Here is a 26,037-nt window from a genome sequence, read left to right on the forward strand (position 1 = left end):
TAAAAAAATGAAAAATAATAATAGCCTGCTACGCCACTTACCCTGGCTGCTGCTGGCAATCGTAGGAGCGTGCGCCCTCGGCGTAGTGGCATTGCGACGGGGTGAGGCGATCAACGCCTTGTGGATTGTGGTCGCGGCAGTGGCCATTTATCTGGTCGCATATCGTTACTACAGCCTGTTCATCGCAACCCATGTGATGCAACTCGACCCACGGCGGGCCACCCCCGCAGTGCTCAACAATGATGGTCTGGACTATGTGCCGACCAACAAACACATTCTGTTCGGTCACCACTTTGCCGCTATTGCCGGTGCTGGCCCGTTGGTCGGTCCGGTGCTGGCAGCGCAGATGGGCTATTTGCCCGGCACGCTGTGGCTGATCGCGGGCGTGGTGCTGGCGGGTGCCGTCCAGGACTTCATGGTCCTGTTCATGTCCACCCGCCGCAACGGCCGTTCCCTGGGTGACATCGTCCGTGAAGAAATGGGCCGCGTCCCTGGCACCATCGCGCTGTTTGGCTGCTTCCTGATCATGATCATCATCCTTGCGGTGCTGGCGCTGATCGTGGTCAAGGCCCTGGCCGAAAGCCCTTGGGGCATTTTCACGGTGATGGCGACCATCCCGATCGCGATGTTCATGGGCCTCTACATGCGCTACGTCCGCCCGGGTCGCATTGGCGAGATCTCGGTGATCGGCGTGTTGCTGCTGCTGGGCTCCATCTGGCTGGGCGGGCAGATTGCCGCGGATCCGGTCTGGGCCAAGGCTTTCACCTTCACCGGGATCGAGATTACCTGGATGCTGGTGGGCTATGGCTTTGTCGCGGCGTCGTTGCCGGTGTGGCTGATTCTGGCGCCTCGTGACTACCTGTCTACCTTCCTCAAGATCGGCACCATCATTGCCCTGGCCATTGGCATCCTGGTGACCATGCCTGAGCTGAAAATGCCGGCGCTGACTCAGTTCATTGATGGCACGGGCCCGGTGTGGAAGGGCGGTCTGTTCCCGTTCCTGTTCATTACCATTGCCTGTGGTGCGGTTTCCGGCTTCCATGCGCTGATCTCTTCGGGCACTACGCCCAAGCTGCTGGATAACGAAACCAACGCCCGCTATATCGGTTACGGCGGCATGCTGATGGAGTCTTTCGTGGCCATCATGGCCATGGTTGCCGCCTCGGTGATCGAGCCAGGCGTGTACTTCGCCATGAATAGCCCGGCAGCCGTGGTTGGCAGTGATGTGGTCAGCGTGGCGCAAACCGTCAGCAGTTGGGGCTTCGCGATTACCCCGGAAGCCCTGCAGGCGGTGGCCAATGACATCGGCGAAACCACCATCCTGGCGCGTGCCGGCGGTGCACCGACCCTGGCGGTCGGTATCGCGCAGATCCTGCACAGTGTCCTACCTGGTGAAAACACCATGGCATTCTGGTACCACTTTGCCATTCTGTTCGAAGCGCTGTTCATCTTGACGGCGGTGGACGCCGGTACCCGTGCTGGACGATTCATGCTGCAGGACCTGCTCGGGTCTTTTGTTCCGGCCCTCAAGCGTACCGAGTCCTGGACTGCCAACCTGATCGCGACAGCCGGTTGTGTGGCGATGTGGGGCTGGTTGCTGTACCAGGGCGTGGTCGATCCGCTGGGTGGGATCAATACCTTGTGGCCGCTGTTCGGTATCTCCAACCAGATGCTGGCCGGTATTGCGCTGATGCTTGCCACGGTCGTGCTGATCAAAATGAAGCGCCAGCGCTACATCTGGGTCACCATGCTGCCGGCGGTTTGGCTGCTGATCTGCACCACCACCGCAGGCTTCATCAAGCTGTTCGACGCCAACCCGGCGATCGGCTTCCTGTCCCTGGCCAAGAAGTACAGCGATGCCTTGGCTAATGGCCAGGTTCTCGCTCCGGCCAAGAACATTGCGCAGATGGAGCACGTGATCTTCAACGCCTACACCAACGCAACGCTCACCGCGCTGTTCCTGTTCGTGGTCTTCAGTATCCTGTTCTATGCGCTCAAGGTCGGTATTGCCGCCTGGGGCAGCAAGGAACGTACGGATAAAGAATCGCCCTACCAGGCCCTGCCGGATGCGTAAGAGAGGATTGCACCTGTGTTCAATGACCTGAGTCGCCTCGGTAAATACCTCGGTCAGGCCGCGCGCCTGATGGTCGGCATGCCCGACTACGACAATTACGTCGAGCATATGCAAACCAACCACCCGGACAAGCCGGTGATGAGCTACGAGATGTTCTTTCGCGAACGCCAGGAAGCTCGTTACGGCGGCAAGGGTGGGCCCAAGTGCTGTTGAGGCACGAGATGTAGGAGCATGGCTGGCCCGCGATGGCGATCTTTTGAACGCCATCGCGGGCCAGCCTTGCTCCTACAGTTTTATCCGCGTACGGAGATTTTCTTTTGCCTGCCCCCATTCCAGTCACCATCCTCAGCGGCTTTCTTGGCGCGGGTAAAACCACGCTGCTGCGCCACCTGCTCAAGGCCGAGCATGGCCTGAAGATCGCGGTAATCGAAAACGAATTCAGTGATGCCGGTATCGACACCCAATTGTTGGGAGACGAGCCGGTGCAAGTGATGACGCTGTCCAATGGCTGCGTCTGCTGCACTATTCACACCGACCTGACCAAAGCCCTGTACCTGCTGCTCGAGCGCCTGGACAGTGGCGAGCTCACTTTTGATCGCCTGGTGATCGAATGCACCGGCCTGGCCGACCCGGCTCCCGTGGCCCAGACGTTCTTTATCGATGAAGAGTTGCGCGAGCGCTATATCCTCGACGGCATCATCACCCTGGTAGACGCGGCGCACGCCGACGTGCACCTGACCCAGACCATTGCCCAGGCCCAGATCGGTTTTGCCGATCGCCTGCTGGTCAGCAAACGTGACCTGGTGGACGAGGCGACATTCACCGCACTGAGTGAGCGCCTGACCCGGATCAATCGCCGCGCACCGATCCGCCTGGTCGAACACGGCAAGATCGACCTGGCCGAGTTGCTTGATGTGCGCGGCTTCAATCTCAATGCCGACCTCGGTGGCGGAGTCAGCTTGCGCCCGGTGAGCAAGGCACCATCAATCGACCGCATCTCCAGCCTGGTGCTGCGCAGCGATCAGGCGCTGGATATCGACCGGCTCAGCGAGTTCATGAACGAGCTGCTGGAAGCGCACGGCAAACAACTGCTGCGCTACAAAGGCGTGCTGAGTATTGCCGGGGAATCGCGGCGCATGGTGTTTCAGGGGGTGCTGAAGCTGTATGGCTTCGATTGGGACACTGAGTGGGCCGAAGGTGAAGCGCGCGAAAGCGTGATCGTGTTCATTGCCGATGATTTGCCGGAAGACAAGATCCGCGCAGGCTTTGCCCGGGTGGCCGCTGCCTGAAGTTGTCAGCCTTGCCCGGGCTGCCGCCCGCTGGTTCTGCTCCAGGCATTGGCGTTCACGTTCGACCCATTGGCGTAACTGCGGCAGGTGCAGTTACCGGAAATGTTTTTTTGCAGAGGTTGAGGCTGCCCTGAAAGGCAGCCTGCGGGCCACATGATTAATGTCGCGCTTTGATATTTTTAGACGTTGATGTGCGGCTCAAAGGGCGCTTGAGGGACTTTTCTTTCGAGGATGCTGAGGATGAAAGTTATCTTCGAGCGCTCTTCTGTTTTGCCAAGATAAACATAGGGCGAGCCGTTTAGTTTAAGTCCGCCTACGTAATGTTTTTCTTTTGTCTTGAGCGAGATCGGCGAGTGAGTGTCCGGCAAGTTATCCAGTGTCACCGGTTCGCCTTGAGGGTTGAGCAGGATAAAAGTGGTTGGCTCATCAGTGTATGTGTTCATGCCTTCGAAAGTATCCAGCGCGTTCTCGGTGATGATCCGATTGTAATACGCTCCGTTATTTTTGATTGTAAGTACGTAGCCGTCAGGGGTATGCAGAAAGTGCAGTTTCAAGCTCGTTACCTCACCGATCTGCTCGTTGGGCCGTATGCCGAGTACGTGGGAGTGGTCCAGGGTCTGCGGTTTGCCTGTGTAAAAGCCGCCGCTGAACAGGCGTATCGTGGCCAGCGCCGGTTTGCCATGGAGCACTTCAAGAACATTCACTTTATGGTCAAACATTCTCAGTGTTGCGATAAAGGATTTTTCTATATTGCCATTCATAATCTAACCCGTTGGTAATTTTATTGGTTGAAACGGGTTTTAGATTAGGGTGTTTTTGTCGATGGCTGGGGGTGCGAGTGTTGCAAGAGTTTGGGTGGGTAATGGGTTGATGTGTCTTGCTGATGTTTATCGCGCATTAAACTCCAGGCAATAAAAAACCGGTCATCTCTGACCGGTTTTTATGACTGCGATTTAGCGGGGCTGATTAAGCGCCGTATACCGGCAGCTTCTTGCAGATAGCTTTTACTTTTTCACGAACAGCGTCGATTACCGCTTCGTTGTTCAGGTCTGCCAGGATGTCGCAGATCCAGCCGGCCAGTTCCTTGCACTCGGCTTCCTTGAAGCCACGAGTGGTCACAGCCGGGGTGCCGAAGCGCAGGCCGGAGGTGACGAACGGGGAGCGTGGATCGTTCGGTACCGAGTTCTTGTTGACGGTGATGAACGCTTTGCCCAGAGCGGCGTCGGCGTCTTTACCGGAGATTTCCTGCTTGATCAGCGACAGCAGGAACAGGTGGTTTTCAGTACCGCCGGAGACCACGTCAAAACCACGCTCGATGAACACGCTGGCCATGGCCTGGGCGTTTTTCACCACTTGTTGCTGGTAGGTCTTGAACTCAGGCTGCAGTGCTTCCTTGAAGCAGATCGCTTTAGCGGCGATCACGTGCTCCAGCGGACCACCCTGGGCGCCCGGGAATACTGCGGAGTTCAGCTTCTTCTCGATGTCGGCGTTGGCGCGAGCCAGGATCAGGCCGCCACGTGGACCGCGCAGGGTCTTGTGGGTAGTGGTGGTCACTACGTCAGCGAATGGCACCGGGTTCGGGTAGACGCCTGCAGCGACCAGACCGGCTACGTGAGCCATGTCGACGAACAGGTAGGCGCCAACCTTGTCAGCGATTTCGCGGAAGCGCGGGAAGTCGAGGATCTGCGAGTAGGCAGAGAAACCGGCGACGATCATTTTTGGCTTGTGCTCGACCGCCAGGCGCTCGACTTCGTCGTAGTCGATCAGGCCGTTGGCGTCGATGCCGTACTGGATGGCGTTGTACAGCTTGCCGGAGGACGAAACGCTGGCACCGTGGGTCAGGTGACCACCGTGGGCCAGGCTCATGCCCAGGATGGTGTCGCCAGCCGACAGCAGGGCCAGGTAAACGGCGCTGTTGGCCTGGGAGCCGGCGTGCGGCTGAACGTTGGCGTAATCGGCGCCGAACAGTTCCTTGGCGCGATCAATTGCCAGTTGCTCAACCACGTCGACGAACTCGCAACCGCCGTAGTAGCGCTTGCCCGGGTAACCTTCGGCGTACTTGTTGGTCAGTACCGAGCCTTGAGCTTCCATCACCGCTGGGCTGGTGTAGTTCTCCGAAGCGATCAGCTCGATGTGTTCTTCCTGGCGCTGAGCTTCTTGCTCCATGGCGGCAAAAAGGTCGGCGTCGTACTTGGCAATGGTCAAATCACGGCTGAACATGGCGGTCCTCAAGGATCGGGTGGGGGCAGAAAAGGGAGGCATTCTAACTCAATGGCTTTTGTCTGGCATATGAAACGACATCATGTCGCAGACAAGTGGGCTTCATGACGGGATCAGCGGTGATCATGCTGGCCCCATCGCGAGCAAGCTCGCTCCCACAGGGGATTTTCGGGGTCCACAAATTTTATGTGCCTCCCCAAATCCTGTGGGAGCGAGCTTGCTCGCGATGAGGCCATCAGCCTCTGTGCAGGACGTCAGTCGAGCATGAAGAGCGCATCATTGCTGAACTGCGCTTCAAACCGCGCCGCCGGCATCGGCCTGCCGAACAGATAACCCTGCACCTCGTCGCAATCATGCTCACGCAGGAATTCCAGTTGCTCATGGGTTTCCACGCCCTCGGCGATCACCGCCAGGTTCAAGCTGTGGGCCATGGCAATGATCGCCCGGGCAATCTGTGCATCCTGCTCACCAGACGGCAGGCCGTCGACAAAGGTGCGGTCGATTTTCAGCACGTCGATCGGGAACTGCTTGAGGTAGTTAAGCGATGAATAACCGGTGCCGAAGTCGTCGACCGCGATGCTCAGGCCGAGGTTCTTCAGGCCGGCGAGGATCTGCATGGCCTCGCTGACTTCGCGCATCAGGATGCTTTCGGTCAGCTCCAGCTCCAGGCAGGCCGGCGCCAGGCCTGTGTCCTTGAGGATGGTGGCGATGCGGGTGCCGAGCTGGCCATCGGAGAACTGCCGCGCGGAAATGTTCACCGAGACCTTCGGCACGCGCACCTGCGCCTGGTGCCAGCGCTTGAGTTGCTGACAGGCCTCGCGGATCACCCAGTCACCAACGTCCACCACTAGCCCGAGCTCTTCCAGCACCGGAATGAAGTCCCCCGGTGGCACCAGCCCGCGCCGCGGATGCTGCCAGCGCAGCAGGGCTTCAGCCCCGGTCAGGCGCTTGCCATCGCCGCTGAACTGCGGCTGGTAATACAGCACGAATTCATTCTGCTCGAGGGCGTGGCGCAGGTCGCTTTCCAGTTCCAGGCGTTCCAGGGCGCTGGCGTTCATCTCCGCCTGGTAGAACTGGAAGTTGTTCTTGCCGCGTTCCTTGGCGTGGTACATCGCCGTGTCGGCGTTTTTCATCAACTGGCTAAGTTCGTTGCCGTCCTGCGGGCTCAAGGCGATGCCGATACTGGCGGTCACAAAGAACTCACGGCCTTCGAGGACAAACGGCTTCACCAGGCTGGCGAGAATCTGCTCGGCGACATGAATCGCCCGGTTCAGCGCCAGTTCGCGGGTGGTGCGCGGTTGCAGCAGCAGGGTGAACTCGTCGCCACCCATGCGGGCCACGGTGTCATCGTCGTCGACGCAGCCGAGCAGGCGGGTGGCCATGTCCTTGAGCATGCGATCGCCGGCAGCGTGGCCCAGGGAGTCGTTGATCGGCTTGAAGCGGTCCAGGTCAAGGAACATCAGCACCACCCAGGACTTGTGCCGCTGCGCCGTTTGCAAGGCCGTGTGCAGGCGGTCCTGGAACAGGGTGCGGTTGGGCAGGTGGGTCAGGGCATCGTAGTAGGCGAGGCGGTGAATCCGCTGCTCGCTGGCCTTGCGCTCGCTGATGTCGCTGAAAAAGCACACGTAGCTGGCCAGGTCGCCCTCGTCATCGAGCACCGCGGTGATGCCGACCCAGGCCGGGTAATGCTCGCCGTTGCGGCGCTTGAGCCAGATTTCACCTTCCCAGCTGCGGTGCTGGTGCAGTTGCTTGAGGATGTAGCCCAGGTGCGCTTCCTGCTGCTCGTCGACGGTCAACATGTTCGGCAGTTGATCGAGGACCTGGGACACCGCGTAGCCACTGACCCGGCTGAAGGCGTCGTTGGCCTGCACGATGTAGCCGGCGGGGTCGGTGATCAGGATCGCCGACGTCGAGTGTTCGAAAACCGTGGCGGCCATGCGCAGGTCTTTCTCTGCGCGCCGTTGCTGGCTGATGTCGCGACCGACTCCCAGCACGCCTTCGAAGGCGTCGTGCTCGTCCCACACCAGCACCAGCCGCAACTCGATCGGGATCTTGCGGCCATCAGCGCGCAGGCAGTCGAACAGGAATAGCTGGGTCTGCACCTGGCTGCGCAGTTGTGCCAGTTGTTCGGATTGGTTCAAGGCCCGGCTGACGCGGTCCATCAGGCTGTAGATGCCGGTCAGTTGCTGCGGGTTGGCGACGATGGACTGCCAGCCGTTCTGGAAGATCCAGTTCGCGTCATAGCCGAGCACGGCCTGCACCGATGGGCTGACGTAGTTCAGCGCGAGTGTGTTGTTGGTGGAGAAGATCACGTCGCTGATGCTTTCAGCGAGCATGCGGTAGCGCTGCTCACTGTCGCGCAGGGATTCGCTGGCTTCGATCTGATCGGTGATGTCCTTGGCGACGCCGATGATCCGCGTGACCTGCTCGTCGGCATCCCGCGCCAACGCCTGCTCGCGCACTTCGAAGCAGCGCCACTGGCCGTCGCGGTGGCGAAAGCGCAGCGGGCACTGGCGCAACTGGCGATAACCGGCCTGGCGTTGCTCCTCGCGCAGGCGGTGGTAGAGCTCGGCGTCTTCCGGGTGCAGGAGGATTTCCCAGAAGTACTCGCCCATCTGTTGCAGTTCGGACTTGTTGTAGCCCAGGGTCTGCCCCAGGTGGTGGTTGCTGTAGATCATGCGCTGGCTGAGCACATCCTGGACGTACAGGTGATCGGGCACGGTGCGCACCACGTCGGACCAGAAGCTTTCACGCTCCTGTAGCGACAGTTCCACCAGCTTGCGGCTGGTGATGTCGTTGATGCTCAGGATCACCGCGCGGTAGTCCGGTTGCTCCTGGGGCAGGTGCAGGACCAGCCACAGGTGTTGATCCTGGCCCTGGTCATCCTTGAGTTTGATTTCCAGTTCCAACTGGCCCTGCTGGTTGAGCACGGCCTCCAGCAGCGCGGCGCCAATGCTGTTGTCGTCCAGTGGCCGGCCTTCGATCAGCAGTTGCCAGGCCTGCGCGCAGGACTCGACACCGAGCAGGTGCAAGGCCACCTGGTTGACTTCGGTGATGCGCAGTTCCTGCAGCAGTGACTGACGTTGTTCGTGACTGTCCAGGGCGGCACGCAGGGTTTCGCTGTCGTGCACCCGGGTTTTATCGAAGGCGCTGTGGAGTCCCGACAGATCCAGTACGCACAGCGCAACACCGGTGCCATCGAAAATGTCCTGGTAACGCCTGCGGCCTTCATGCAACTGGTGTTGGCGGCGGCGCATGCTCAACAGGGCGATGAACGGCAACAGAGACAGTGCCAGCCCCAGCAGGCATTTACCGATGAAGGCCGGCAGCAGCTCCTCGATCACCCGCTGGCGGTCGAACAGGCCGCGCAGTTGCCAGTCGCTGCTGCTCAGCGGCACGGTCAGCACGGTGTTGGCCTGGTCCTGCGCGGTCAGCAGGCTCGGCTGGGCCGAGGGTCGCAGGTCTTCACGGCTGATGATTTGATGATTGATGCGGTTTTCCACCAGCCACAGCGGACGTAGGGTGCCTTCGCTCTGCTTGGCCAGGCCGGCGAAAAAATTCGGTCGCAGGCGCAGGGCCCAGTAGCCGCGAGTGTTGCCGCTGGCCTGATGCAGCAGCAGGTGCACCACCGAACCGTCATTGGCGTTGCTGAAATAGTGCGCCTGGGCGTGACTGCGCCTGACCAGTTCGTTCAGGTAGTCGGCATCCGGGGTGGTGTTGGCGCTGTCCTTGAGCACTTTGCCCGAGGGGCTGAGCAGCGCCACGCTGAGCAGATCCGGCAGCGACTGCTGCAATTTGCGCAGCAGGGCCTGTTGCTGCTCAGCAGTTTGCGGTTGTTCGACGATCGGTAGCAGATTGAGTGCGATCTGCGCATTCAGCGCCATGTTCAGGCTGACTTGGGCGGCCAGGTCGGCGGTGTAGTCGATGGTGTGCTGGCGTTGGTCTTTCTGGGTTTCGTGCAACTGATCGAGCAACTGCCAGAACAACAGTCCGAGCAACAGCAGCACCAGCATCGCCAAGGCGCCTTTGAGCGTCCCGCGCAGGGGCGATCCGGTCGCAGGGTTCAGTGCGCGCGCGGAGGAAGGCGGAGTGGCATTGGACAATCTGTAATCCTGCGGTGGGGCTGGACTGGCGCGACGTGCACTATAAGCCTGACGCCCGAAGGGCGGCTAGCATGCCTTGAGTTGTGGCAAAGTGCCAGCCCCGTCCGGCTGGACGGGTATGCCACATTGAGGTAGCTTTGCCGGTTACGCAGGGCGTTCCAGCCCCAGACATTCAGGCTTTTTTACGCAAGCAGGCATCGACCCCCGGTCCATGTCCGCGCCGCGCATGGCCTGACACGGGCTTGGCCCGCTTTATTCCACCGTTACTGACGCTAGGTTCTCCATGGCTCAATACGTCTTCACCATGCATCGGCTGGGCAAAGTTGTTCCGCCGAAGCGGGAAATCCTGAAAAACATTTCGCTGTCGTTCTTCCCTGGCGCGAAGATCGGCGTTCTCGGCCTCAACGGTTCGGGTAAGTCCACGCTGCTGAAAATCATGGCCGGCGTCGACACCGAGTTCGAGGGCGAAGCTCGTCCGATGCCGGACCTGAACATCGGCTACCTGCCGCAGGAACCTATCCTGGATCCGACCAAGACCGTGCGTGAAGTGGTCGAGGAAGCGGTCAGCGTGATCAAGAACGCCCAGGCACGCCTGGACGAGGTCTACGCGGCGTACGCTGAAGAAGACGCCGACTTCGACAAATTGGCCGCTGAACAGGCCAAGCTCGAAGCCATCCTGCAAGCCAGCGATGGCCATAACCTGGAACGCCAACTGGAAGTCGCCGCCGATGCGCTGCGCCTGCCGGCCTGGGATGCCAAGGTCGAATTCCTTTCCGGTGGTGAGAAGCGTCGTGTGGCCCTGTGCCGCCTGCTGCTGTCCGCCCCGGACATGTTGCTGCTCGACGAACCAACCAACCACCTGGATGCCGATTCCGTGGCCTGGCTGGAGCACTTCCTGCACGACTTCCCGGGTACTGTGGTAGCGATTACGCACGACCGGTACTTCCTGGACAACGTTGCCGGCTGGATTCTGGAACTTGACCGCGGTGCGGGCATTCCTTACGAAGGCAACTATTCGGGCTGGCTGGAAGCCAAGTCCGATCGTCTGGCGGCCGAATCCAAGCAGCAGTCGGCCCACGAAAAGGCCATGAAAGAAGAACTGGAATGGGTGCGCAAAGGCGCCAAGGCCCGTCAGTCGAAATCCAAGGCTCGCCTGCAACGCTTCGAAGAAATGCAGTCGCAGGAATTCCAGAAGCGCAGCGAAACCAACGAGATCTACATCCCGGCCGGTCCGCGCCTGGGCGACAAGGTCATCGAGTTCAAGAACGTCACCAAGGGCTACGGCGATCGCGTGCTGATCGACAACCTGTCGTTCTCCATGCCTAAAGGCGCCATCGTTGGCGTGATCGGCGGTAACGGTGCGGGTAAATCCACCCTGTTCCGCATGCTGATGGGCAAGGAACAGCCGGATTCGGGCAGCATCGAAGTCGGTGAAACCGTGCAACTGGCGTGTGTGGACCAGAGCCGCGAAGACCTGGATGGCAGCAAGACTGTGTTCCAGCAGATCTCCGACGGTTCCGACCAGATCCGCATCGGCAACTACGAGATCCCGTCGCGCACCTACGTGGGCCGTTTCAACTTCAAGGGCGGCGATCAGCAGAAGTTCGTCAAGGACCTGTCCGGTGGTGAGCGTGGTCGCTTGCACCTGGCCCTGACCCTGAAAGAGGGCGGCAACGTGCTGCTGCTCGACGAACCGTCCAACGACCTCGACGTTGAAACCCTGCGTTCCCTGGAAGAAGCCCTGCTGGACTTCCCGGGCGCCGCCATTGTGATCTCTCACGATCGGTGGTTCCTTGACCGCGTGGCGACGCACATCCTGGCGTACGAAGACGACTCGCAGGCGATCTTCTTCGAAGGTAACTACACCGAGTACGAAGCCGACCGCAAAAAGCGTCTTGGCGAAGCGGCTGCCCAGCCACACCGGGTACGCCACAAAAAACTGGCCTGATTGGTTGGTGGCATGAAATAACGGAGCCTGCGGGCTCCGTTTTTTATGGCGGTCGGTTCGCCAGGGCGCTGTCACTGATGGTGCGAAATGCTGATCTTGGGTCCCTGTTTCTGTGCACAAACGGCGCAAAAATTGGCTTAAGTTATATCCATTGCACCATTTAATTTCATAACTGCGACATTTTGCGCTGTTCCGGTGCTCCTCTCGTTTGTTACAGTCCGGCTCAATCTCTCCCAACGACAATAAATTTGCCGAGACTTTTCCATGATCGAATCTGTCGAATCCTTCCTTGCGCGCCTGAAAAAACGTGACCCTGACCAACCTGAATTCCATCAGGCCGTCGAAGAGGTCCTACGCAGCCTGTGGCCCTTTCTCGAAGCCAATCCCCACTACCTGACTTCCGGCATCCTGGAGCGCATCTGTGAGCCGGAGCGGGCCGTGGTGTTTCGCGTTTCCTGGGTCGACGATCACGGCGCGGTGCAGGTCAATCGCGGATTCCGGATCCAGATGAACAGCGCCATCGGCCCGTACAAGGGCGGCCTGCGTTTCCACCCGTCGGTGAACATGGGTGTGCTGAAGTTCCTGGCCTTCGAGCAAACGTTCAAGAACTCCCTGACTTCACTGCCGATGGGCGGTGGCAAGGGCGGCTCGGACTTCGATCCGAAGGGCAAGAGCGACGCCGAAGTGATGCGCTTCTGCCAGGCCTTCATGAGCGAGCTGTATCGCCATATCGGCTCGGACGTTGACGTTCCAGCCGGCGACATCGGCGTGGGCGCGCGGGAAATCGGCTTCCTGTTCGGCCAATACAAGCGCCTGAGCAACCAGTTCACCAGCGTGTTGACCGGCAAGGGCATGAGCTATGGCGGCAGCCTGATTCGCCCGGAGGCCACCGGTTTTGGTTGCGTGTACTTTGCCGAGGAAATGCTCAAGCGCCGCGGTGAAAAGGTGCAGGGCAAGCGTGTGGCAATCTCCGGCTCCGGCAACGTCGCGCAGTACGCAGCGCGCAAGGTCATGGACCTGGGCGGCCAGGTGATTTCCCTCTCCGACTCCGAAGGTACGCTGTACTGCGAGGGTGGGCTGAGCGAGGAGCAATGGTCGGCGCTGCTGGAGCTGAAAAACGTCAAGCGCGGCCGCATCAGCGAACTGGCCGCACGGTTCGGCCTGGAGTTTCGTGCCGGACAAAGCCCGTGGGACTTGGCGTGTGACATCGCGCTGCCGTGTGCCACGCAGAACGAACTGGACGCCGAGGCTGCGCGCACCTTGCTGCGCAATGGCTGCATCTGTGTCGCCGAAGGGGCGAACATGCCGACTACCCTGGCGGCCGTGGATATCTTCATCGAGGCTGGAATCCTGTTCGCCCCGGGCAAGGCGTCGAACGCCGGCGGTGTCGCGGTCAGTGGCCTGGAAATGTCGCAGAACGCCATGCGCCTGCTGTGGACTGCCGGTGAAGTCGACAGCAAGTTGCACAACATCATGCAGTCGATCCACCACGCATGCGTGCACTACGGCGAAGAAAACGGGCAGATCAACTACGTCAAGGGCGCGAACATCGCCGGTTTCGTCAAAGTCGCCGACGCAATGCTCGCCCAGGGCGTGGTTTAAGCGGCTTCGATGCGGATCACTTCGATCAGTTGATCGCCGGCGGGGCGTTGCCACAGCACTTCATCATTGAGTTGCGCGCCCAGCAATGCGCGGCCCAGTGGTGAGCTCCAGTTGATCAGGCCCTGGGCGGCAACAGCCTGGTCTTCACCGACCAGTTGCACGCGCCGCTCAGTGCCTTGCTCATCGGCATAGGTCACCCAACTGCCGATCTGCACCTTGTCGGTCGAGGTGGCCGGGGGCACGACCTGAGCGCTTTGCAGGCGTTGGTGGTAGTAGCGCAGGTCGCGCTGCAGATCCGCCAGGCGCTGCTGGTCGGCTTGCTCACCGAGGGCCGACTGCGCGCTGTGCAGGGTCTGCAGTTCGGCGACCTTGTCCTGCAACTGGCGCAGGCCGTCGGGGGTGACGTAATTGGGTTGGCTGCTGACCTGGCGCTCGACGGGCTGGTCGGCTTGGGCGGCGGCGTTATCTTCATTGACGAAAGCGCGGCTCATGGCGGTTCTCCCTGTATGGGGTTTAGGCCATGCTCGCAGGCTTTTAGTTTCCTGGGTTGTTCAAAAGCGACCTACTGCGAGCGATAAGCCCGCGCTGTGTCACGATCTTTCTCTTGCTGCCAGGCCCGATCCCGTTCGTTCTGGTGGTCGGTGCGCTCCTGATTCTCGCGCATGGCCTGGCACTGGCGAAAACCGTCACTCCAGCCTTCGGCGTAGGGCGCCTGGTTGAGGTAGCGCGGTACGTCTTTGCGAAACTCCCCGCTGATCGCCCCGGCTGCCTGTCGGCCACTGCTGCAACCGTCATCGAAACCATCGGCGTAGGCCGGTGGGTAACCTCTGGCGAGCAGCTCCTGGTGCGTCGACTGACAGCCCGCGACCATCCACAGTAACCCCAGCACAACTGCACCACGCCACATTCCAGACTCCCGCACCCGTGTTTAACGGTAGATCGGCAGAGTCTGCATCTGACGCAGTCAGGGATCCGTGAAAAGCCTGTGATTATTCCGTTGGCGCGCCTGCCAGGCGACTGTGCTCGGTCAGTTCCTGATCGATGAACGCGGCGATCATGGCTCGGTATACCTGTTCGGTCACATTGGGGTGGGCGCCGACTTGCTCGGATAACGCGCGCACCTTGGCGATGACCTGTTCCACCCGTTGCGGCGCTTTGACCGCATCAACGTCTTTCTTGAAGCGGGCCGCCTGCGCCACATAGGCACCACGTTCGGCCAGCAGGGTGACGATCTGCCGGTCCAGGCGATCGATATGGGTGCGTACTTCTTCGAGAGTGTGGCAGTGGACGTCCATGTATTTTCCGTTCGTGTTTTTTGGGGGGCTGGTCAGCGAAGGCATGCGCCTAAAGGCCGCTCAATAGTGATACCACTTCAGCTCCAGCATCACCTCGTTCTGCGCCGATGCGAGGTGGCTGAATTCGCGCTGGGCGCTCAGGCGCAGGCCGAGGTTGCGCGACAGTTCCCACTGCTGGTTCAGGCTCAGGCTACGGCGCACCTCGCCGTTGGTGAAGAAATCGCCGCGGGTTTCCAGGCTCAGGTTGCCCAGTGGGTTGCGCCACAGCAGGCCACTGTTGAAGCCGGCCGCCGGCGAGATGAACTCGGCGAAGTCATTGTTGTGTTCGACCCGCACCGTGCCAAGGGCAAACCCCAGCACATCGTCGCCCAATTGCCAGGTACCGCCGGCACCGCCGTTGACATGGCTGACCAGGGTCTCGTCATCGTGCTTGCCCGGCACCCGTTCCAGGCCGCCGGTAACTTGCCAGGACCAGGGTTGCAGGAGCTCGTTGCGTGGCGTCAGGGAGCGGATGGTGGCCAGGTCCAGTTGTTGCAACTGCCACTGGTTGCCCTCGTACTGGCGCAATTTCATCTGCAGGATCTCAATCTGTGCGCCCAGCGGGAAGCTCTCGGCATTGTCGTTGAGGTCGTGATACGCCATGCGCAGGCCATATTCACCGAACGCCTGGTCGCCACGGGTACCGATACCCGCCTGCCAGGTGCGTGATTGGTGCCCGTCTTCCGGCAGGCCCGGGCGCTCGATGGCTAGCTCCGGTGGTGGATTCTGGTTGATCGCCCGCAGTAGTTCGAAACTGCGTTGCGCTCGTGCCGGGTCGCGCTCCTGGCCATTGGCGCGGTAGCGTTCCAGGCGGTAGGCGGCGTCGATGATCAGTGCCTGGCGGTCCCGTGGCAGGGCCTTGCAGGCGGGTGCCTGCAATTGTTGCGGGTCGGCGCTGACCTTCAGCACCCACTGCTGCTCTTCGTCAGACAGTGTTTCGGCGCGGCTCAGCAACTCGCGCTCGCGGGACGGCCGATAGTCGATTTTTTCCACCAGCCCGGCATCTTTCACCGCCTTGACGGTGTCGGTGGGAATGGCCGTCAGTGGGAATTGTTCGGTCAGCTTGAGCCCCGGTCGTGCCACCTGCAGCAGCTCCAGCAGGCGGTAAGAGCAGTTTTCATCGAAGAAGAAATAGTCGAACTGGATCTGCTTCAGTTCCCAGACGTGCTCGACCATGCGCTCGGTTTCGACCTGGGTCAGGTTCAGCCGGTACTCCCACAGGTCGCGGTTCTCCAGGCTGCGGTATTCCGAGAGTTTTTCCTGGTAGGGGACCAGGGCGAACAAGCCTGGGTAGCCGCCCATCAAACCCTTCCAGGCATACAGGATGCTGTTGTCCGAGCCCTCAATGTAGGCGCCGAAGTTGATCGCATAGCTGAGCAGGGCAGTGTTGTCGCTTTGTACGCCGGCCTGGTCGATCCGCAACAGCGTGTGGCCGAACATAGAAGACGGGCTGTTGAGGTAGGCCGCAGGGAAAATCATCACCGCACTGTGGGGCGAGACATCCTTGAACCATTGCTTGAATTCGCTGCAGTCCACCGCGGGCAGGTCGTTGAGCTGCAGTTGCGCCTGCAGCCAGCGGGTACGCGCCGGGTAAACGCATTGTGCATGTTGCTGGCCGAGGCTGGCCGGGGCATACAGCGCCTGTACGGTGGCCGCCAGTTCGGTATCCGGGTGTTCGGCACCGTCGCGGGCCAGGAAAAATTTGTGGTCGCTGATGTAGCTGCGCCAGCCGCCCAGCTTGGCGGTTTCGTAGTGGCCCAGGGAAATCCAGAACGGGTCGTTGGCCAGTTGCTGCAGGCGTTGGTTGTCGAGGTGGGGCGCGGCGGACAGCGGGGCGCAGACAAACAGCGCCAGACAGGCAAGGCGTTTGAGCATGGTGGGCAACTTAAGTCGAAAAAATAAAGACCAAATGCAGTCAGGTCCAAAAAACAAAACCCGCCCCGGTGAGAGGGCGGGTGAGGTCGAGCTTAAGCTGGGGTGGCGTATTTGGCCAGGCGAGTATCGGCCTTGAGTACGGCCAGGGTATTGGTATGCACATCTTCAGCGGTCACGTCAGCCTTGCTGAAGATCTGCTGGAAATGTTCGTGGGTAACGGCGGCGAAGTGCGCACGGTCTTCCGGTGCGACGCCCAGGACCACAGCGTAAGTGGTCAGTGCTTCACCCTGACCCTTGGCCATGTCTTCGGACAGCTCGTTTATCATGCCGTTCATGGCGAACCAGGACTTGCCACCATAGGTCAGCGCAGCGTTGGTCGCGCAGCCGTTGGTGCCGGAGGTCATGCCGAACGTGGCGTTGCCGGAGGTGCCGTTGGTGGTGGAAGCCAGGAAGTGAGCCGGGGTGCCACGCTGACCTTCAAACAGCATGTTGCCCCAACCGCAATCCGGACCGCCTGGCGCCTGCGCCATGGCGTTGAGGGATACAGCGGTGAAGAGAGTACCAAGAAGAATCCGTTTCATAGCTTTGTTCTCTTTATGTGCGTACCAATGGACAGGAGTTCTGAGGCCAACTTGGCATCAGTGGGCCGGTTATTAGTCCAGCCGCGCAGTTTGGAGTTTAGGCAGGTTCCGTGGGTTCCGTGGTTTTTTGGAAAAATATTCCTCAAACCAGTGATTTAGCCGGCGCCTGGGTAGGGTTCGGCGTTTGACTATGCTTTTACCCAAGGCGCGCCTTGCCAGTCAGGTGCAGGCAGCGCCAGAATGCCTCCAACTGCCCCGCCTGATGTAAGGAAGCCCGATGCCTGATCCTGTTGCTGCCAGCTTGCGTCTAGCGCCCGAAGCGCTGACCCGTCCGTTTTCCGCTGAACAGTTCAGCTTCTCTACCACCAATGATCTGGAGCCTTTTCGCGGTGTGCTCGGCCAGGAACGCGCGGTCGAAGCCTTGCAGTTCGGTGTGGCCATGCCACGCCCCGGTTACAACGTGTTTGTCATGGGTGAGCCTGGCACTGGTCGGTTCTCGTTCGTCAAACGCTACCTCAAGGCCGAAGGCAAGCGCCTGCAGACCCCGGCGGACTGGGTCTACGTCAACAATTTCGATGAGCCACGCGAACCCCGCGCCCTGGAGTTGCCCTCGGGCACGGCCGGTGCATTCATCGCCGATATCAATGGCCTGATCGACAACTTACTCGCGACCTTTCCTGCGGTCTTTGAACACCCGTCCTACCAGCAAAAGAAAAGCGCCATCGACCGCGCGTTCAACCAGCGCTACGACCGTGCACTGGATGTGATCGAGCGTCTGGCACTGGAGAAAGAAGTCGCGTTGTACCGCGACAGCACCAATATCGCCTTCACTCCGATGAGTGAGGGCAAGGCGCTGGATGAGGCTGAGTTCGCCCAGTTGCCGGAAGCAGTGCGCGAGCAGTTCCACGAAGATATTTCCGGGCTGGAAGAGCGACTCAACGAGGAGCTCGCCAGCCTGCCGCAGTGGAAGCGTGAATCCAGCAATCAGATGCGTCACCTGAACGAAGAAACCATCACCCTGGCCTTGCAGCCATTGCTTGCGCCGCTGTCGGAAAAGTACGCGGAAAATGCAGCGGTGTGCGGTTACCTGCAGGCGATGCAGGTGTACTTGCTCAAGACCGTGGTCGAGCAATTGGTCGACGACAGCAAGACCGACGCCGTCGCTCGCAAACTGCTGGAGGAGCAATACGCGCCGAGCCTGGTGGTGGGGCATTCGGTCAGTGGCGGTGCGCCGGTGGTGTTTGAACCGCACCCGACCTACGAAAACCTGTTCGGCCGCATCGAGTACAGCACCGATCAGGGCGCGCTCTATACCACCTATCGTCAACTGCGACCCGGTGCCTTGCACCGGGCCAATGGTGGGTTCCTGATCCTGGAAGCGGAAAAAATGCTCAGCGAGCCGTTCGTGTGGGATGCGCTCAAGCGTGCCCTGCAGTCGCGCAAGCTGAAAATGGAATCGCCACTCGGGGAGATGGGCCGCCTGGCCACGGTGACGCTGACGCCGCAACACATTCCGTTGCAGGTCAAGGTGGTCATCATTGGCGCCCGCCAGTTGTACTACACGCTGCAGGACCTGGATCCAGACTTCCAGGAGATGTTCCGGGTGCTGGTGGATTTCGACGAAGACATTCCAATGGTCGACGAGAGCCTGGAGCAGTTCGCCCAGTTGCTCAAGACTCGCACTTCGGAAGAAGGCATGGCCCCGCTGACCGCCGATGCGGTGGCGCGCCTGGCGACTTACAGTGCGCGCCTGGCCGAGCACCAGGGGCGTTTGTCGGCACGCATCGGCGACCTGTTCCAGTTGGTCAGCGAGGCGGACTTCATCCGGCACCTGGCCGGCGACGAAATGACCGACGCCGGGCATATCGAGCGTGCACTCAAGGCCAAGGCCACCCGTACCGGGCGCGTCTCGGCACGGATTCTCGATGACATGCTGGCGGGGATCATCCTGATCGACACCGCTGGCGCGGCCGTGGGCAAGTGCAACGGGCTGACGGTGCTGGAAGTGGGTGACTCGGCCTTCGGCGTTCCGGCGCGGATTTCCGCGACGGTCTACCCGGGTGGCAGTGGCATCGTCGACATTGAGCGTGAGGTCAACCTCGGGCAGCCGATTCACTCCAAGGGCGTGATGATCCTCACCGGTTACCTGGGCAGTCGTTATGCCCAGGAATTCCCGTTGGCGATCTCGGCGAGTATTGCCCTGGAGCAGTCCTACGGTTATGTCGACGGCGACAGTGCGTCGTTGGGCGAGGCATGTACGCTGATCTCGGCCTTGTCGAAGACGCCGCTCAAGCAGTGCTTCGCCATCACCGGCTCGATCAACCAGTTCGGCGAAGTACAGGCAGTGGGTGGGGTCAACGAGAAAATCGAAGGCTTCTTCCGGCTGTGCGAAGCTCGCGGACTGACCGGTGAGCAGGGCGCAATCATCCCGCAGGCCAACGTGGCCACGCTGATGCTCGATGAGAAGGTCCTGGCGGCGGTGCGGGCCGGGCAGTTCCATGTGTATGCGGTGCGCCAGGCCGACGAGGCATTGAGCCTGCTGGTTGGCGAGCCGGCCGGTGAGCCGGACGAGGAGGGCCAGTTCCCTGAGGGCAGCGTCAACGCACGGGTGGTGGAGCGTTTGCGAGTGATCGCGGAAATGATCAGCGAAGAGGACTTGAAGGAGGCCGAGAAAGAACTGGCGCAGGAGGCGCTGGCCGAAGCCAAGCCGGCTTGATCCCAGTCATCTACCCGCTGTAGGAGCAAGGCTTACCCGCGAATGCGTACGAAATGACGCCTTCGTGGGTAAGCCTTGCTCCTTTTTTATGGCGCAGCGAATGACGTCAAAAAACCAACAGCGACCATTCGGCGCTTCGTTACCCTCGGCAACTTGCTGATTCGACTTTTCTTCTATGCTCAGGTCTAGGATATCGACAGTTATCACTGGATCGAGACAGCCTTCGCGTGGAGGCTGAATACCGGATCTATCGAGGGTCGCCGCCATGTCGCGCAACCTCTGCCTTACCCGCCAATGCCTGGGTCTCGTGACCCGGATCGAATGCAGTGTGCGCCCGCTCGCCGGCGATACTGGCATGTGGACCTTGCTGTTTGCTGCCGGCATGGCAGGCGAACAGCCTTCGGCGATCAAGGCCCAAGGCCCGTTTCATGGCCCTTTTGTGGCTGAATCGATACTCGATACCATCGTTGAAAGCCTGACTCTGCATGGTTATCAACTGGCCGACGACCCGCAGATCTGGTGCTTGCACCTGCAAGCCCAGCTACGGGAAATCAACGGCGGCCGGTACCGCAACCAGGATGGTTTCGATTCGACTCCAAGGCATTGACCTCACTCGGCAGGGGTGGGGTTCTGCACCTTGTCGAGCTTGACCTCAAAGCCATACTCGATGGTTTCCAGGTCGGTGCGCTGGTAGCTTTCCAATTGGCTCGGCTGACCATAGAAGTAGTGCACGTCCAGCACTGCGGGGCCCTCTGTGTTGGCGTCATGACTGACCAGCAAAATCTCCTTCAGGTAGTTGCCGCTCGCGTCCTTGGCGAAGAAGCGCCAGTCCTGCGCGGGGAATACTTTCTGGTCGACCAGCAGGGCGTTACCCCTGAGCTCCAGGCCTTTGGGTAATTTGCTGGCGTCGAGGCTGTGCTTTTCAATATCGGCGAGAAACAGTGGCATGGAGCCCACGGCGTAGGCCGGGGTTTCGGGGAACAGGGTCAGGTCGTAGGTGATGGTGGCGTGTAATGGATCGATTTCGAAGGCTTCGGCTGGCAACTCGATGGGAGTGCCACGCAGGCCATTGTCATCCTGGGTGAAGAAGGTCAACGGAGTCGGGCCGGGGCTGAATGAGCTACCGAGCAGTTCATCGTTGAAGCTGCTGGGGTGGTCGAACTGAATGCGCGCGGCACTGGCGTCCTCCACCGACTGGGTGATGCGAATGCTGTTTTTCAGTTGCTGCGCGTCCAGGCTCGCGCCTTTGAGCCAGTTGCCGGCCTGGTCGTCATAGACCACCACGGGCGGGGTGAGGCTTTGAATGGTTTTGTCGGTGGTGTTGCGGTCAAAACGCCTGACGGGCAGATCCAGTTCCTTGCGGGTCACGGTGGCGGCGGAAAAATCCAGCACGTTGACTTCCAGGCTGTCGATGGGGCCATTGAAGTAGACCTTGGTGTAATGATGGCTCTGCTGGCGCTCGAAGGCTTGCAGTTCGTCATTAAGCTGCTTTTCCAGTGCCTCGCTCCAGGCGGTCTGTTTTTGCATCTCGGCCAGTTGGTTTTGATAGAAGGCTATTTGTGCTGAGTCTTCGTTGATCGAGCCGGCGCGTGCGAGGAACTGCCCGGTCTGGTCCCGGGCCTGGACGATCAGTGGATTGAGCGGGGTGTCGCCGACCTCTGGGGCCAGCGCTGCGCGGTTGTCGACCGTGATTTCGGCGTAGTTGTTCTCGAGGCTGTGCAGGGTGACGCTGAGGTTGGCCTCGGTCCGTGTAAGCCCGATGTCCTTTTTGCTCAGGTTGAAGGTCGCGACCTTGTGCGGTGCGATCACTTCGACCTTGCCTTGCAGGGTCAGGGGTTGTGGCTGGCTGCTGTTGGCCACCTCCAGTCCCTCGACAAAGGGGTAGGCGAGGGTCAGGTCATCCGGGGCGGTCAAGCTCGAGCTTGAAGGGCTCAGCTGGATGCCGGGGTCGGTTTCCGACCATTCGGCCTGGAAGGGGATGACCTGCTTGTTGCTAAGAGTGACCGATTGCCATTCCAGGCCGTGGGGGAAGGGAAACTCCGAGGGCATGTTGAAGTTGAACGGGAACACCGGTTGCAGGTCGGTCAGGTAGTCGGAGCTGGCATCCTTGCGCAGGACGATCAGGCCATTGATGTAGGTGTCGACCAGCGCCTGCGGGCTTGCGTAGTGCCGGAGCAACGCCATGGCGTCGTCACCGTACTCGGTTTCGACCGGCTTGGCGGCCAGCTTCTGTTGGGCGCGTTCGAGCAGCAGCAGGGAGCCGCCGAGACTGGATACGGCATCCTTGAGCTTGGGGTCGGTGATGGCGTCCAGTGACTTTTCGAACTGGACGGTCTTGTCTTCAAGGCTTTGCGCAGGCTTTTCGTCCGCGGGCGAGCAGCCGCTGAGCAGCGCCACCAGGCACAGGCCGATCGTCGTCAAGGGTAAGCGCACATCCATTTTCCAGTATTCCCGTACGACGCACGTGGGTGCGAACGCTTTGGACACTAGCAGAAAACCCTCGGTCAGACTTCCAGGTTATGGATTTGCCAGCGGTTTATGGGTGTTTGAGCGGCTGGTATACTCGCCGCCATTTCCAGCCTTGGTGTGAGATTTAATGGAACGCTTTATCGAAAACACAATGTACGCTTCGCGCTGGTTGCTGGCCCCTATCTACTTCGGCCTGTCCCTGGGTTTGCTGGCCCTGGCCCTGAAGTTCTTTCAGGAAGTCTTCCACGTTATCCCCAACGTCTTCTCGATGGCCGAGTCGGACCTGATCCTGGTCCTGCTGTCGCTGATCGACATGGCCCTGGTGGGCGGCCTGCTGGTGATGGTGATGATCTCCGGCTATGAAAACTTCGTGTCCCAGCTGGATATCGATGAATCCAAGGAAAAGCTCAACTGGCTGGGCACCATGGATTCGTCTTCGCTGAAGATGAAAGTCGCGGCCTCGATCGTGGCGATTTCCTCGATCCACTTGCTGCGCATTTTCATGGACGCCAAGAACGTCGATCCCGAGCACCTGAAGTGGTACGTGATCATTCACATGACGTTCGTGATTTCGGCGTTCGCCATGGGCTACCTGGACAAACTGACCAAGCACTGATTACCCCGCAGGTGGTAAACGGACGGGCGGCAGCGTTGTCGGCTTGTGCTTTGGTGCGTCGAGGCTTATCCCTGTAAGGGTCCTGGCTCGCCAATGCACGGGGTGTGCACATGAACCTGCAAGAGTTGAACGCCTATGCCATCGCCGGCAAGGTCGATGAGCTGAACCTGATCTCCATGGAAGGCGGGATCTATCTCCTCGAGGCGCGGATGCACGGCGCGGCCTACCCGCTGAGCGACACCCATGGCCAGATGATGCACCTGCGCTCGGTGGAGCATGCGCGGCAAATGCTCCACGCCTTTCCCAAGTTACCGTTCAATCTGGTTCACACCTCGGTCCACGACGAGATGTGCGGATTGGGCGCCAGTAGCGAGGACAGCCTGAAAGTGCCGATCGCCTTCCGTTCGGCTTGAGGACGCTGGCCCCCTGATCACGGCACGGGCATCTGTGCTAGTCTGCTCGCCCTTTTGGTTCCGGGCGCTCCGGGATGCGCTGTGCACGCACGGCAATGTCTCGGGCCGTCCGCACAGCGGAGCAGTGTCATGTCCGAAGTAAATCTGTCCACCGACGAAACCCGCGTCAGCTACGGCATCGGCCGTCAGCTGGGCGACCAGCTGCGCGACAACCCGCCACCGGGCGTTAGCCTGGACGCAATCCTGGCAGGTCTGACCGACGCTTTCGCCGGTAAGGAAAGCCGCGTTGGCCAGGAAGCCATGTCGGCCAGCTTCAAGGTCATCCGTGAAATCATGCAAGCCGAAGCGGCAGCCAAGGCTGAAGCAGCGGCGGGTGAAGGCCTGGCATTCCTGGCTGAAAACGCCAAGCGTGACGGCATCACCACCCTGGCTTCCGGTCTGCAATTTGAAGTCCTGACTGCCGGTGAAGGCGCCAAGCCATCCCGCGAAGACACCGTGCGTACTCACTACCACGGCACCCTGATCGACGGCACTGTGTTCGACAGCTCCTACGATCGTGGTCAACCTGCAGAATTCCCGGTTGGCGGCGTGATCGCTGGCTGGACCGAAGCCCTGCAACTGATGAACGCAGGCAGCAAATGGCGTCTGTACGTGCCGAGCGAATTGGCTTACGGCGCTCAAGGCGTTGGCAGCATCCCGCCGCACAGCGTTCTGGTATTTGACGTCGAGCTGCTGGACGTTCTGTAATACCCGGCCCGATATGACATCGGGCTAATGTGGGAGCGAGCGCTCGCTTGCGGGCGCTAGCTCCCACAGTTTTTTGTGCTGCATCATATTTCGATCTTGTGCGTCAGATCATGCGTCGGGCGCAATGCCCGGGCATAGCAGAACAGAAACAGGTTGCGCACCAGCTCCTTGAGCACCACCGGTTCGCTGGAGCTCAGGCCATTGAGGTCGAGGTCGCCCTGGTCCTGCAGTTCGCTCAAGGCTTCTTCTTCCAGTACAGCGCAGACTTCCCCGGTTTCCCGATGCAGGATCCTGAGGTAAGGGTGTGGGCGGTCCAGCCATGCATCGATCAAGTAAGTCATGATGCTCATCTCCTTTCTAGTGGTTTGATGAGAATAATTCTTATTCAATTAATAGCAAGTGCCTATTGGCGGTTTCTGCGGATTTTGTGCGCGGGGATTGCTCAGGATCAAAACGGCTGGCGTTTTGCTATTGGGGCGGGAGGAAGGCTTGCGAGGGGGGGGGAGCAGCCATCCCGCGCGGACGCGCGATGGCTTGCAGCAGGCTCAGACTTTTCTGACGAACTCGGATTTGAGTTTCATCGGGCCGATGCCATCGATCTTGCAGTCGATGTCGTGGTCGCCATCGCACAGGCGGATGTTCTTGACCTTGGTGCCGACCTTGACCACCAGCGAGGTGCCCTTGACCTTGAGGTCCTTGATCACGGTGATGGTGTCGCCATCTTGCAGGACGTTGCCGACCGAATCCTTTTTCACAGTTTCATCGGACGCCGCCTCGGCTTCGCCGTTGGCGGACCATTCGTGGGCGCACTCCGGGCAGATCAGTTGGGCGCTGTCTTCGTAGGTGTATTCGCTATTGCATTTCGGGCAGGGTGGCAACGTGCTCACTAAAGCTCCTTGAGTTCAGGATGGCTAAAAAGCGCACATTATATAGGGTTTTAAGCGGGAGAGGGCGATGCAACACCTGTAGGAGCGAGCTTGCTCGCGAAGAACTCAATGACACCACGTTCATTCAGGATGCACGCGTTATCGTTGGCGACCTTCGCGAGCAAGCTCGCTCCTACAGATATCCCTTAGTGCGTGCGGGCGACCGCGAACTCGCTCAGCTCAACCAGGGCATCGCGGTACTCGCTGGCCGGCAGCATTTCCAGGCACTTGATCGCGCGGGCTACATAGTCGCGCGCCAATTGCGCGGTGTATTCCAGCGAGCCTGAGGCCTCCACAGCGGCGCGGATGCTCTCCAGGTCTTCGATGCCGCCTTTCTGGATCGCCTTGCGCACCAGGGCTGCCTGTTCTGGCGTGCCTTCGCGCATGGTGTAGATCAGCGGCAGGGTCGGCTTACCTTCGGCCAGGTCGTCGCCGACGTTCTTGCCCAGGCTCTCGGCATCGCCGCGATAGTCGAGCAGGTCGTCGACCAGTTGGAATGCCACGCCCAGGTGATCACCAAAGGTGCGCAGGGCTTCGCTCTGCTCCGGGGTTGCACCCGCGAGGGCAGCAGCGCTGTGGGTCGAGGCTTCGAAGAGCATCGCGGTCTTGCCGCGAATGACTTCCATGTAGGTTTCTTCGGTGGTGCTGGCGTCGCGCACCTTGGACAGCTGCAGGACTTCGCCTTCGGCGATGATCCGCGTGGCCTGGGAGAGGATCTTCATCACCGGCATGGAGCCCAGTTCGACCATCATCTCGAACGAGCGCGAATACAGGAAGTCGCCGACCAACACGCTCGGGGCATTGCCCCACATGGCGTTGGCAGTCGAGCGGCCACGGCGCATACCGGACATGTCGACCACGTCGTCGTGCAGCAGGGTGGCGGTGTGCAGGAACTCGATAGTGGCTGCCAGCAGGCGCATGTCATCGCCTTCGCGACCCAGGGCCTTGCCGCACAGCAGCACTAATAAAGGACGCAGGCGTTTGCCGCCAGCCGAGGTGATGTAGTCGCCGATTTTCGATACCAGCGGCACTCGGGAAGTCAGCTGCTTCTTGATGATGCCGTCGACGGCGCTAAAATCGTCCGCCACCGCGCGGTAGAAAGCTTGGGGTTGCATCAGCGACAG

22 protein-coding genes are annotated in these 26,037 nt (G+C 60.3%); 10 read left to right on the forward strand and 12 right to left on the reverse strand.

Features of this window, described 5'->3' with window-relative positions:
- The first annotated feature begins 7 nt into the window (after positions 1-7).
- The 3 genes from ACIOVD_RS09105 (at position 8) to yjiA (ending at position 3,363) form a co-directional block, all read left to right on the forward strand.
- Entirely contained in the window at positions 8-2,074 is a 2,067-nt protein-coding gene (locus ACIOVD_RS09105; RefSeq protein ID WP_095166437.1) for a carbon starvation CstA family protein, read from the forward strand.
- A gap of 15 nt (positions 2,075-2,089) precedes the next feature.
- Entirely contained in the window at positions 2,090-2,287 is a 198-nt protein-coding gene (locus ACIOVD_RS09110; protein WP_028620750.1) for a YbdD/YjiX family protein, read from the forward strand.
- Positions 2,288-2,391: 104 nt separating this feature from the next.
- Positions 2,392-3,363, forward strand: coding sequence for a GTPase (yjiA, locus tag ACIOVD_RS09115; RefSeq protein ID WP_095166439.1), 972 nt, complete (start codon positions 2,392-2,394; stop codon positions 3,361-3,363).
- 179 nt (positions 3,364-3,542) lie between these two features.
- On the opposite strand, the gene ACIOVD_RS09120 is transcribed toward yjiA, so the two are convergent.
- From ACIOVD_RS09120 to ACIOVD_RS09130, 3 genes are all read right to left on the reverse strand, one after another.
- A complete protein-coding gene (locus tag ACIOVD_RS09120) occupies positions 3,543-4,124 on the reverse strand; it encodes a hypothetical protein (protein ID WP_401127234.1) in 582 nt (193 codons plus the stop codon).
- Between the two features lie 205 nt (positions 4,125-4,329).
- Positions 4,330-5,583: a serine hydroxymethyltransferase gene (gene glyA, locus ACIOVD_RS09125; protein WP_095166449.1), complete on the reverse strand. Its 1,254-nt coding sequence runs from the start codon at positions 5,581-5,583 to the stop codon at positions 4,330-4,332.
- 254 nt (positions 5,584-5,837) lie between these two features.
- A complete protein-coding gene (locus ACIOVD_RS09130; protein WP_401127236.1) occupies positions 5,838-9,686 on the reverse strand; it encodes an EAL domain-containing protein in 3,849 nt (1,282 codons plus the stop codon).
- Between the two features lie 283 nt (positions 9,687-9,969).
- On the opposite strand from ACIOVD_RS09130, the gene ettA reads away from it, so the two are divergent.
- Entirely contained in the window at positions 9,970-11,634 is a 1,665-nt protein-coding gene (gene ettA / locus ACIOVD_RS09135; protein ID WP_095166464.1) for an energy-dependent translational throttle protein EttA, read from the forward strand.
- A 264-nt stretch (positions 11,635-11,898) separates the two neighbouring features.
- Positions 11,899-13,236: an NADP-specific glutamate dehydrogenase gene (gene gdhA / locus ACIOVD_RS09140; protein ID WP_095166466.1), complete on the forward strand. Its 1,338-nt coding sequence runs from the start codon at positions 11,899-11,901 to the stop codon at positions 13,234-13,236.
- On the opposite strand, the gene ACIOVD_RS09145 is transcribed toward gdhA, so the two are convergent.
- The 5 genes from ACIOVD_RS09145 to ACIOVD_RS09165 all read right to left on the reverse strand — a co-directional run bounded on the left by ACIOVD_RS09145 (position 13,233) and on the right by ACIOVD_RS09165 (position 17,026).
- Entirely contained in the window at positions 13,233-13,727 is a 495-nt protein-coding gene (locus ACIOVD_RS09145; protein ID WP_401127239.1) for a GreA/GreB family elongation factor, read from the reverse strand. The genes gdhA and ACIOVD_RS09145 overlap by 4 nt on opposite strands.
- 71 nt (positions 13,728-13,798) lie before the next feature.
- Entirely contained in the window at positions 13,799-14,143 is a 345-nt protein-coding gene (locus ACIOVD_RS09150; RefSeq protein WP_401127241.1) for a hypothetical protein, read from the reverse strand.
- An 82-nt stretch (positions 14,144-14,225) separates the two neighbouring features.
- Positions 14,226-14,531: a chorismate mutase gene (locus ACIOVD_RS09155; protein WP_401127243.1), complete on the reverse strand. Its 306-nt coding sequence runs from the start codon at positions 14,529-14,531 to the stop codon at positions 14,226-14,228.
- 60 nt (positions 14,532-14,591) lie between these two features.
- Entirely contained in the window at positions 14,592-16,445 is a 1,854-nt protein-coding gene (locus tag ACIOVD_RS09160) for a DUF4105 domain-containing protein (RefSeq protein ID WP_401127245.1), read from the reverse strand.
- A 92-nt stretch (positions 16,446-16,537) separates the two neighbouring features.
- Positions 16,538-17,026: a DUF3015 domain-containing protein gene (locus ACIOVD_RS09165; RefSeq protein WP_095166474.1), complete on the reverse strand. Its 489-nt coding sequence runs from the start codon at positions 17,024-17,026 to the stop codon at positions 16,538-16,540.
- Between the two features lie 277 nt (positions 17,027-17,303).
- On the opposite strand from ACIOVD_RS09165, the gene ACIOVD_RS09170 reads away from it, so the two are divergent.
- Both ACIOVD_RS09170 and ACIOVD_RS09175 read left to right on the forward strand, forming a co-directional pair.
- Positions 17,304-19,742 carry a Lon protease family protein gene (locus ACIOVD_RS09170; RefSeq protein WP_095166476.1) on the forward strand — a complete coding sequence of 813 codons (2,439 nt, stop codon included), beginning with the start codon at positions 17,304-17,306 and terminating at the stop codon, positions 19,740-19,742.
- A gap of 265 nt (positions 19,743-20,007) precedes the next feature.
- The gene (locus ACIOVD_RS09175) at positions 20,008-20,349 is read left to right on the forward strand and encodes a hypothetical protein (RefSeq protein WP_095166481.1); all 342 of its coding nucleotides are present in this window, start codon (positions 20,008-20,010) and stop codon (positions 20,347-20,349) included.
- A 2-nt stretch (positions 20,350-20,351) separates the two neighbouring features.
- On the opposite strand, the gene ACIOVD_RS09180 is transcribed toward ACIOVD_RS09175, so the two are convergent.
- The gene (locus tag ACIOVD_RS09180; RefSeq protein ID WP_095166483.1) at positions 20,352-22,181 is read right to left on the reverse strand and encodes a hypothetical protein; all 1,830 of its coding nucleotides are present in this window, start codon (positions 22,179-22,181) and stop codon (positions 20,352-20,354) included.
- Between the two features lie 157 nt (positions 22,182-22,338).
- Here ACIOVD_RS09180 and ACIOVD_RS09185 point away from each other — a divergent pair, with 157 nt between their 5' ends.
- The 3 genes from ACIOVD_RS09185 (at position 22,339) to ACIOVD_RS09195 (ending at position 23,987) form a co-directional block, all read left to right on the forward strand.
- Positions 22,339-22,827 carry a TIGR00645 family protein gene (locus ACIOVD_RS09185; RefSeq protein ID WP_095166485.1) on the forward strand — a complete coding sequence of 163 codons (489 nt, stop codon included), beginning with the start codon at positions 22,339-22,341 and terminating at the stop codon, positions 22,825-22,827.
- Between the two features lie 110 nt (positions 22,828-22,937).
- Positions 22,938-23,240, forward strand: a complete 303-nt coding sequence (locus tag ACIOVD_RS09190; RefSeq protein WP_095166487.1) for a DUF6482 family protein — start codon at positions 22,938-22,940, stop codon at positions 23,238-23,240.
- 129 nt (positions 23,241-23,369) lie between these two features.
- On the forward strand, positions 23,370-23,987 hold the full coding sequence (locus ACIOVD_RS09195) for an FKBP-type peptidyl-prolyl cis-trans isomerase (protein ID WP_095166489.1): 618 nt from the start codon (positions 23,370-23,372) through the stop codon (positions 23,985-23,987).
- Positions 23,988-24,070: 83 nt separating this feature from the next.
- Here the strand turns inward: ACIOVD_RS09195 and ACIOVD_RS09200 are convergent, their stop codons facing one another.
- From ACIOVD_RS09200 to ACIOVD_RS09210, 3 genes are all read right to left on the reverse strand, one after another.
- Positions 24,071-24,328: a hypothetical protein gene (locus ACIOVD_RS09200; RefSeq protein ID WP_095166625.1), complete on the reverse strand. Its 258-nt coding sequence runs from the start codon at positions 24,326-24,328 to the stop codon at positions 24,071-24,073.
- A gap of 204 nt (positions 24,329-24,532) precedes the next feature.
- Positions 24,533-24,874: a zinc ribbon domain-containing protein YjdM gene (locus ACIOVD_RS09205; RefSeq protein ID WP_123477918.1), complete on the reverse strand. Its 342-nt coding sequence runs from the start codon at positions 24,872-24,874 to the stop codon at positions 24,533-24,535.
- A 185-nt stretch (positions 24,875-25,059) separates the two neighbouring features.
- The gene (locus ACIOVD_RS09210; RefSeq protein WP_401127250.1) at positions 25,060-26,028 is read right to left on the reverse strand and encodes a polyprenyl synthetase family protein; all 969 of its coding nucleotides are present in this window, start codon (positions 26,026-26,028) and stop codon (positions 25,060-25,062) included.
- Positions 26,029-26,037 lie beyond the last annotated feature (9 nt).

The sequence above is a fragment of the Pseudomonas sp. NPDC087626 genome, assembly GCF_044743405.1.
Lineage (GTDB): Bacteria > Pseudomonadota > Gammaproteobacteria > Pseudomonadales > Pseudomonadaceae > Aquipseudomonas.

What these genes read in the sequence shown, in the direction of transcription:
- ACIOVD_RS09105 (WP_095166437.1), top strand. Translation starts at nt 8, where the DNA reads ATGAAAAATAATAATAGCCTGCTACGCCACTTACCCTGGCTGCTGCTG.
- ACIOVD_RS09160 (WP_401127245.1), bottom strand. Translation starts at nt 16,445, where the DNA reads ATGCTCAAACGCCTTGCCTGTCTGGCGCTGTTTGTCTGCGCCCCGCTG.
- ACIOVD_RS09185 (WP_095166485.1), top strand. Translation starts at nt 22,339, where the DNA reads ATGGAACGCTTTATCGAAAACACAATGTACGCTTCGCGCTGGTTGCTG.
- ACIOVD_RS09200 (WP_095166625.1), bottom strand. Translation starts at nt 24,328, where the DNA reads ATGACTTACTTGATCGATGCATGGCTGGACCGCCCACACCCTTACCTC.
- ACIOVD_RS09190 (WP_095166487.1), top strand. Translation starts at nt 22,938, where the DNA reads ATGAACCTGCAAGAGTTGAACGCCTATGCCATCGCCGGCAAGGTCGAT.
- ACIOVD_RS09120 (WP_401127234.1), bottom strand. Translation starts at nt 4,124, where the DNA reads ATGAATGGCAATATAGAAAAATCCTTTATCGCAACACTGAGAATGTTT.
- ACIOVD_RS09145 (WP_401127239.1), bottom strand. Translation starts at nt 13,727, where the DNA reads ATGAGCCGCGCTTTCGTCAATGAAGATAACGCCGCCGCCCAAGCCGAC.
- ACIOVD_RS09195 (WP_095166489.1), top strand. Translation starts at nt 23,370, where the DNA reads ATGTCCGAAGTAAATCTGTCCACCGACGAAACCCGCGTCAGCTACGGC.
- glyA (WP_095166449.1), bottom strand. Translation starts at nt 5,583, where the DNA reads ATGTTCAGCCGTGATTTGACCATTGCCAAGTACGACGCCGACCTTTTT.
- ACIOVD_RS09155 (WP_401127243.1), bottom strand. Translation starts at nt 14,531, where the DNA reads ATGGACGTCCACTGCCACACTCTCGAAGAAGTACGCACCCATATCGAT.
- ACIOVD_RS09180 (WP_095166483.1), bottom strand. Translation starts at nt 22,181, where the DNA reads ATGGATGTGCGCTTACCCTTGACGACGATCGGCCTGTGCCTGGTGGCG.
- ACIOVD_RS09165 (WP_095166474.1), bottom strand. Translation starts at nt 17,026, where the DNA reads ATGAAACGGATTCTTCTTGGTACTCTCTTCACCGCTGTATCCCTCAAC.
- ACIOVD_RS09170 (WP_095166476.1), top strand. Translation starts at nt 17,304, where the DNA reads ATGCCTGATCCTGTTGCTGCCAGCTTGCGTCTAGCGCCCGAAGCGCTG.
- ettA (WP_095166464.1), top strand. Translation starts at nt 9,970, where the DNA reads ATGGCTCAATACGTCTTCACCATGCATCGGCTGGGCAAAGTTGTTCCG.
- ACIOVD_RS09150 (WP_401127241.1), bottom strand. Translation starts at nt 14,143, where the DNA reads ATGTGGCGTGGTGCAGTTGTGCTGGGGTTACTGTGGATGGTCGCGGGC.
- ACIOVD_RS09210 (WP_401127250.1), bottom strand. Translation starts at nt 26,028, where the DNA reads ATGCAACCCCAAGCTTTCTACCGCGCGGTGGCGGACGATTTTAGCGCC.
- gdhA (WP_095166466.1), top strand. Translation starts at nt 11,899, where the DNA reads ATGATCGAATCTGTCGAATCCTTCCTTGCGCGCCTGAAAAAACGTGAC.
- ACIOVD_RS09175 (WP_095166481.1), top strand. Translation starts at nt 20,008, where the DNA reads ATGTCGCGCAACCTCTGCCTTACCCGCCAATGCCTGGGTCTCGTGACC.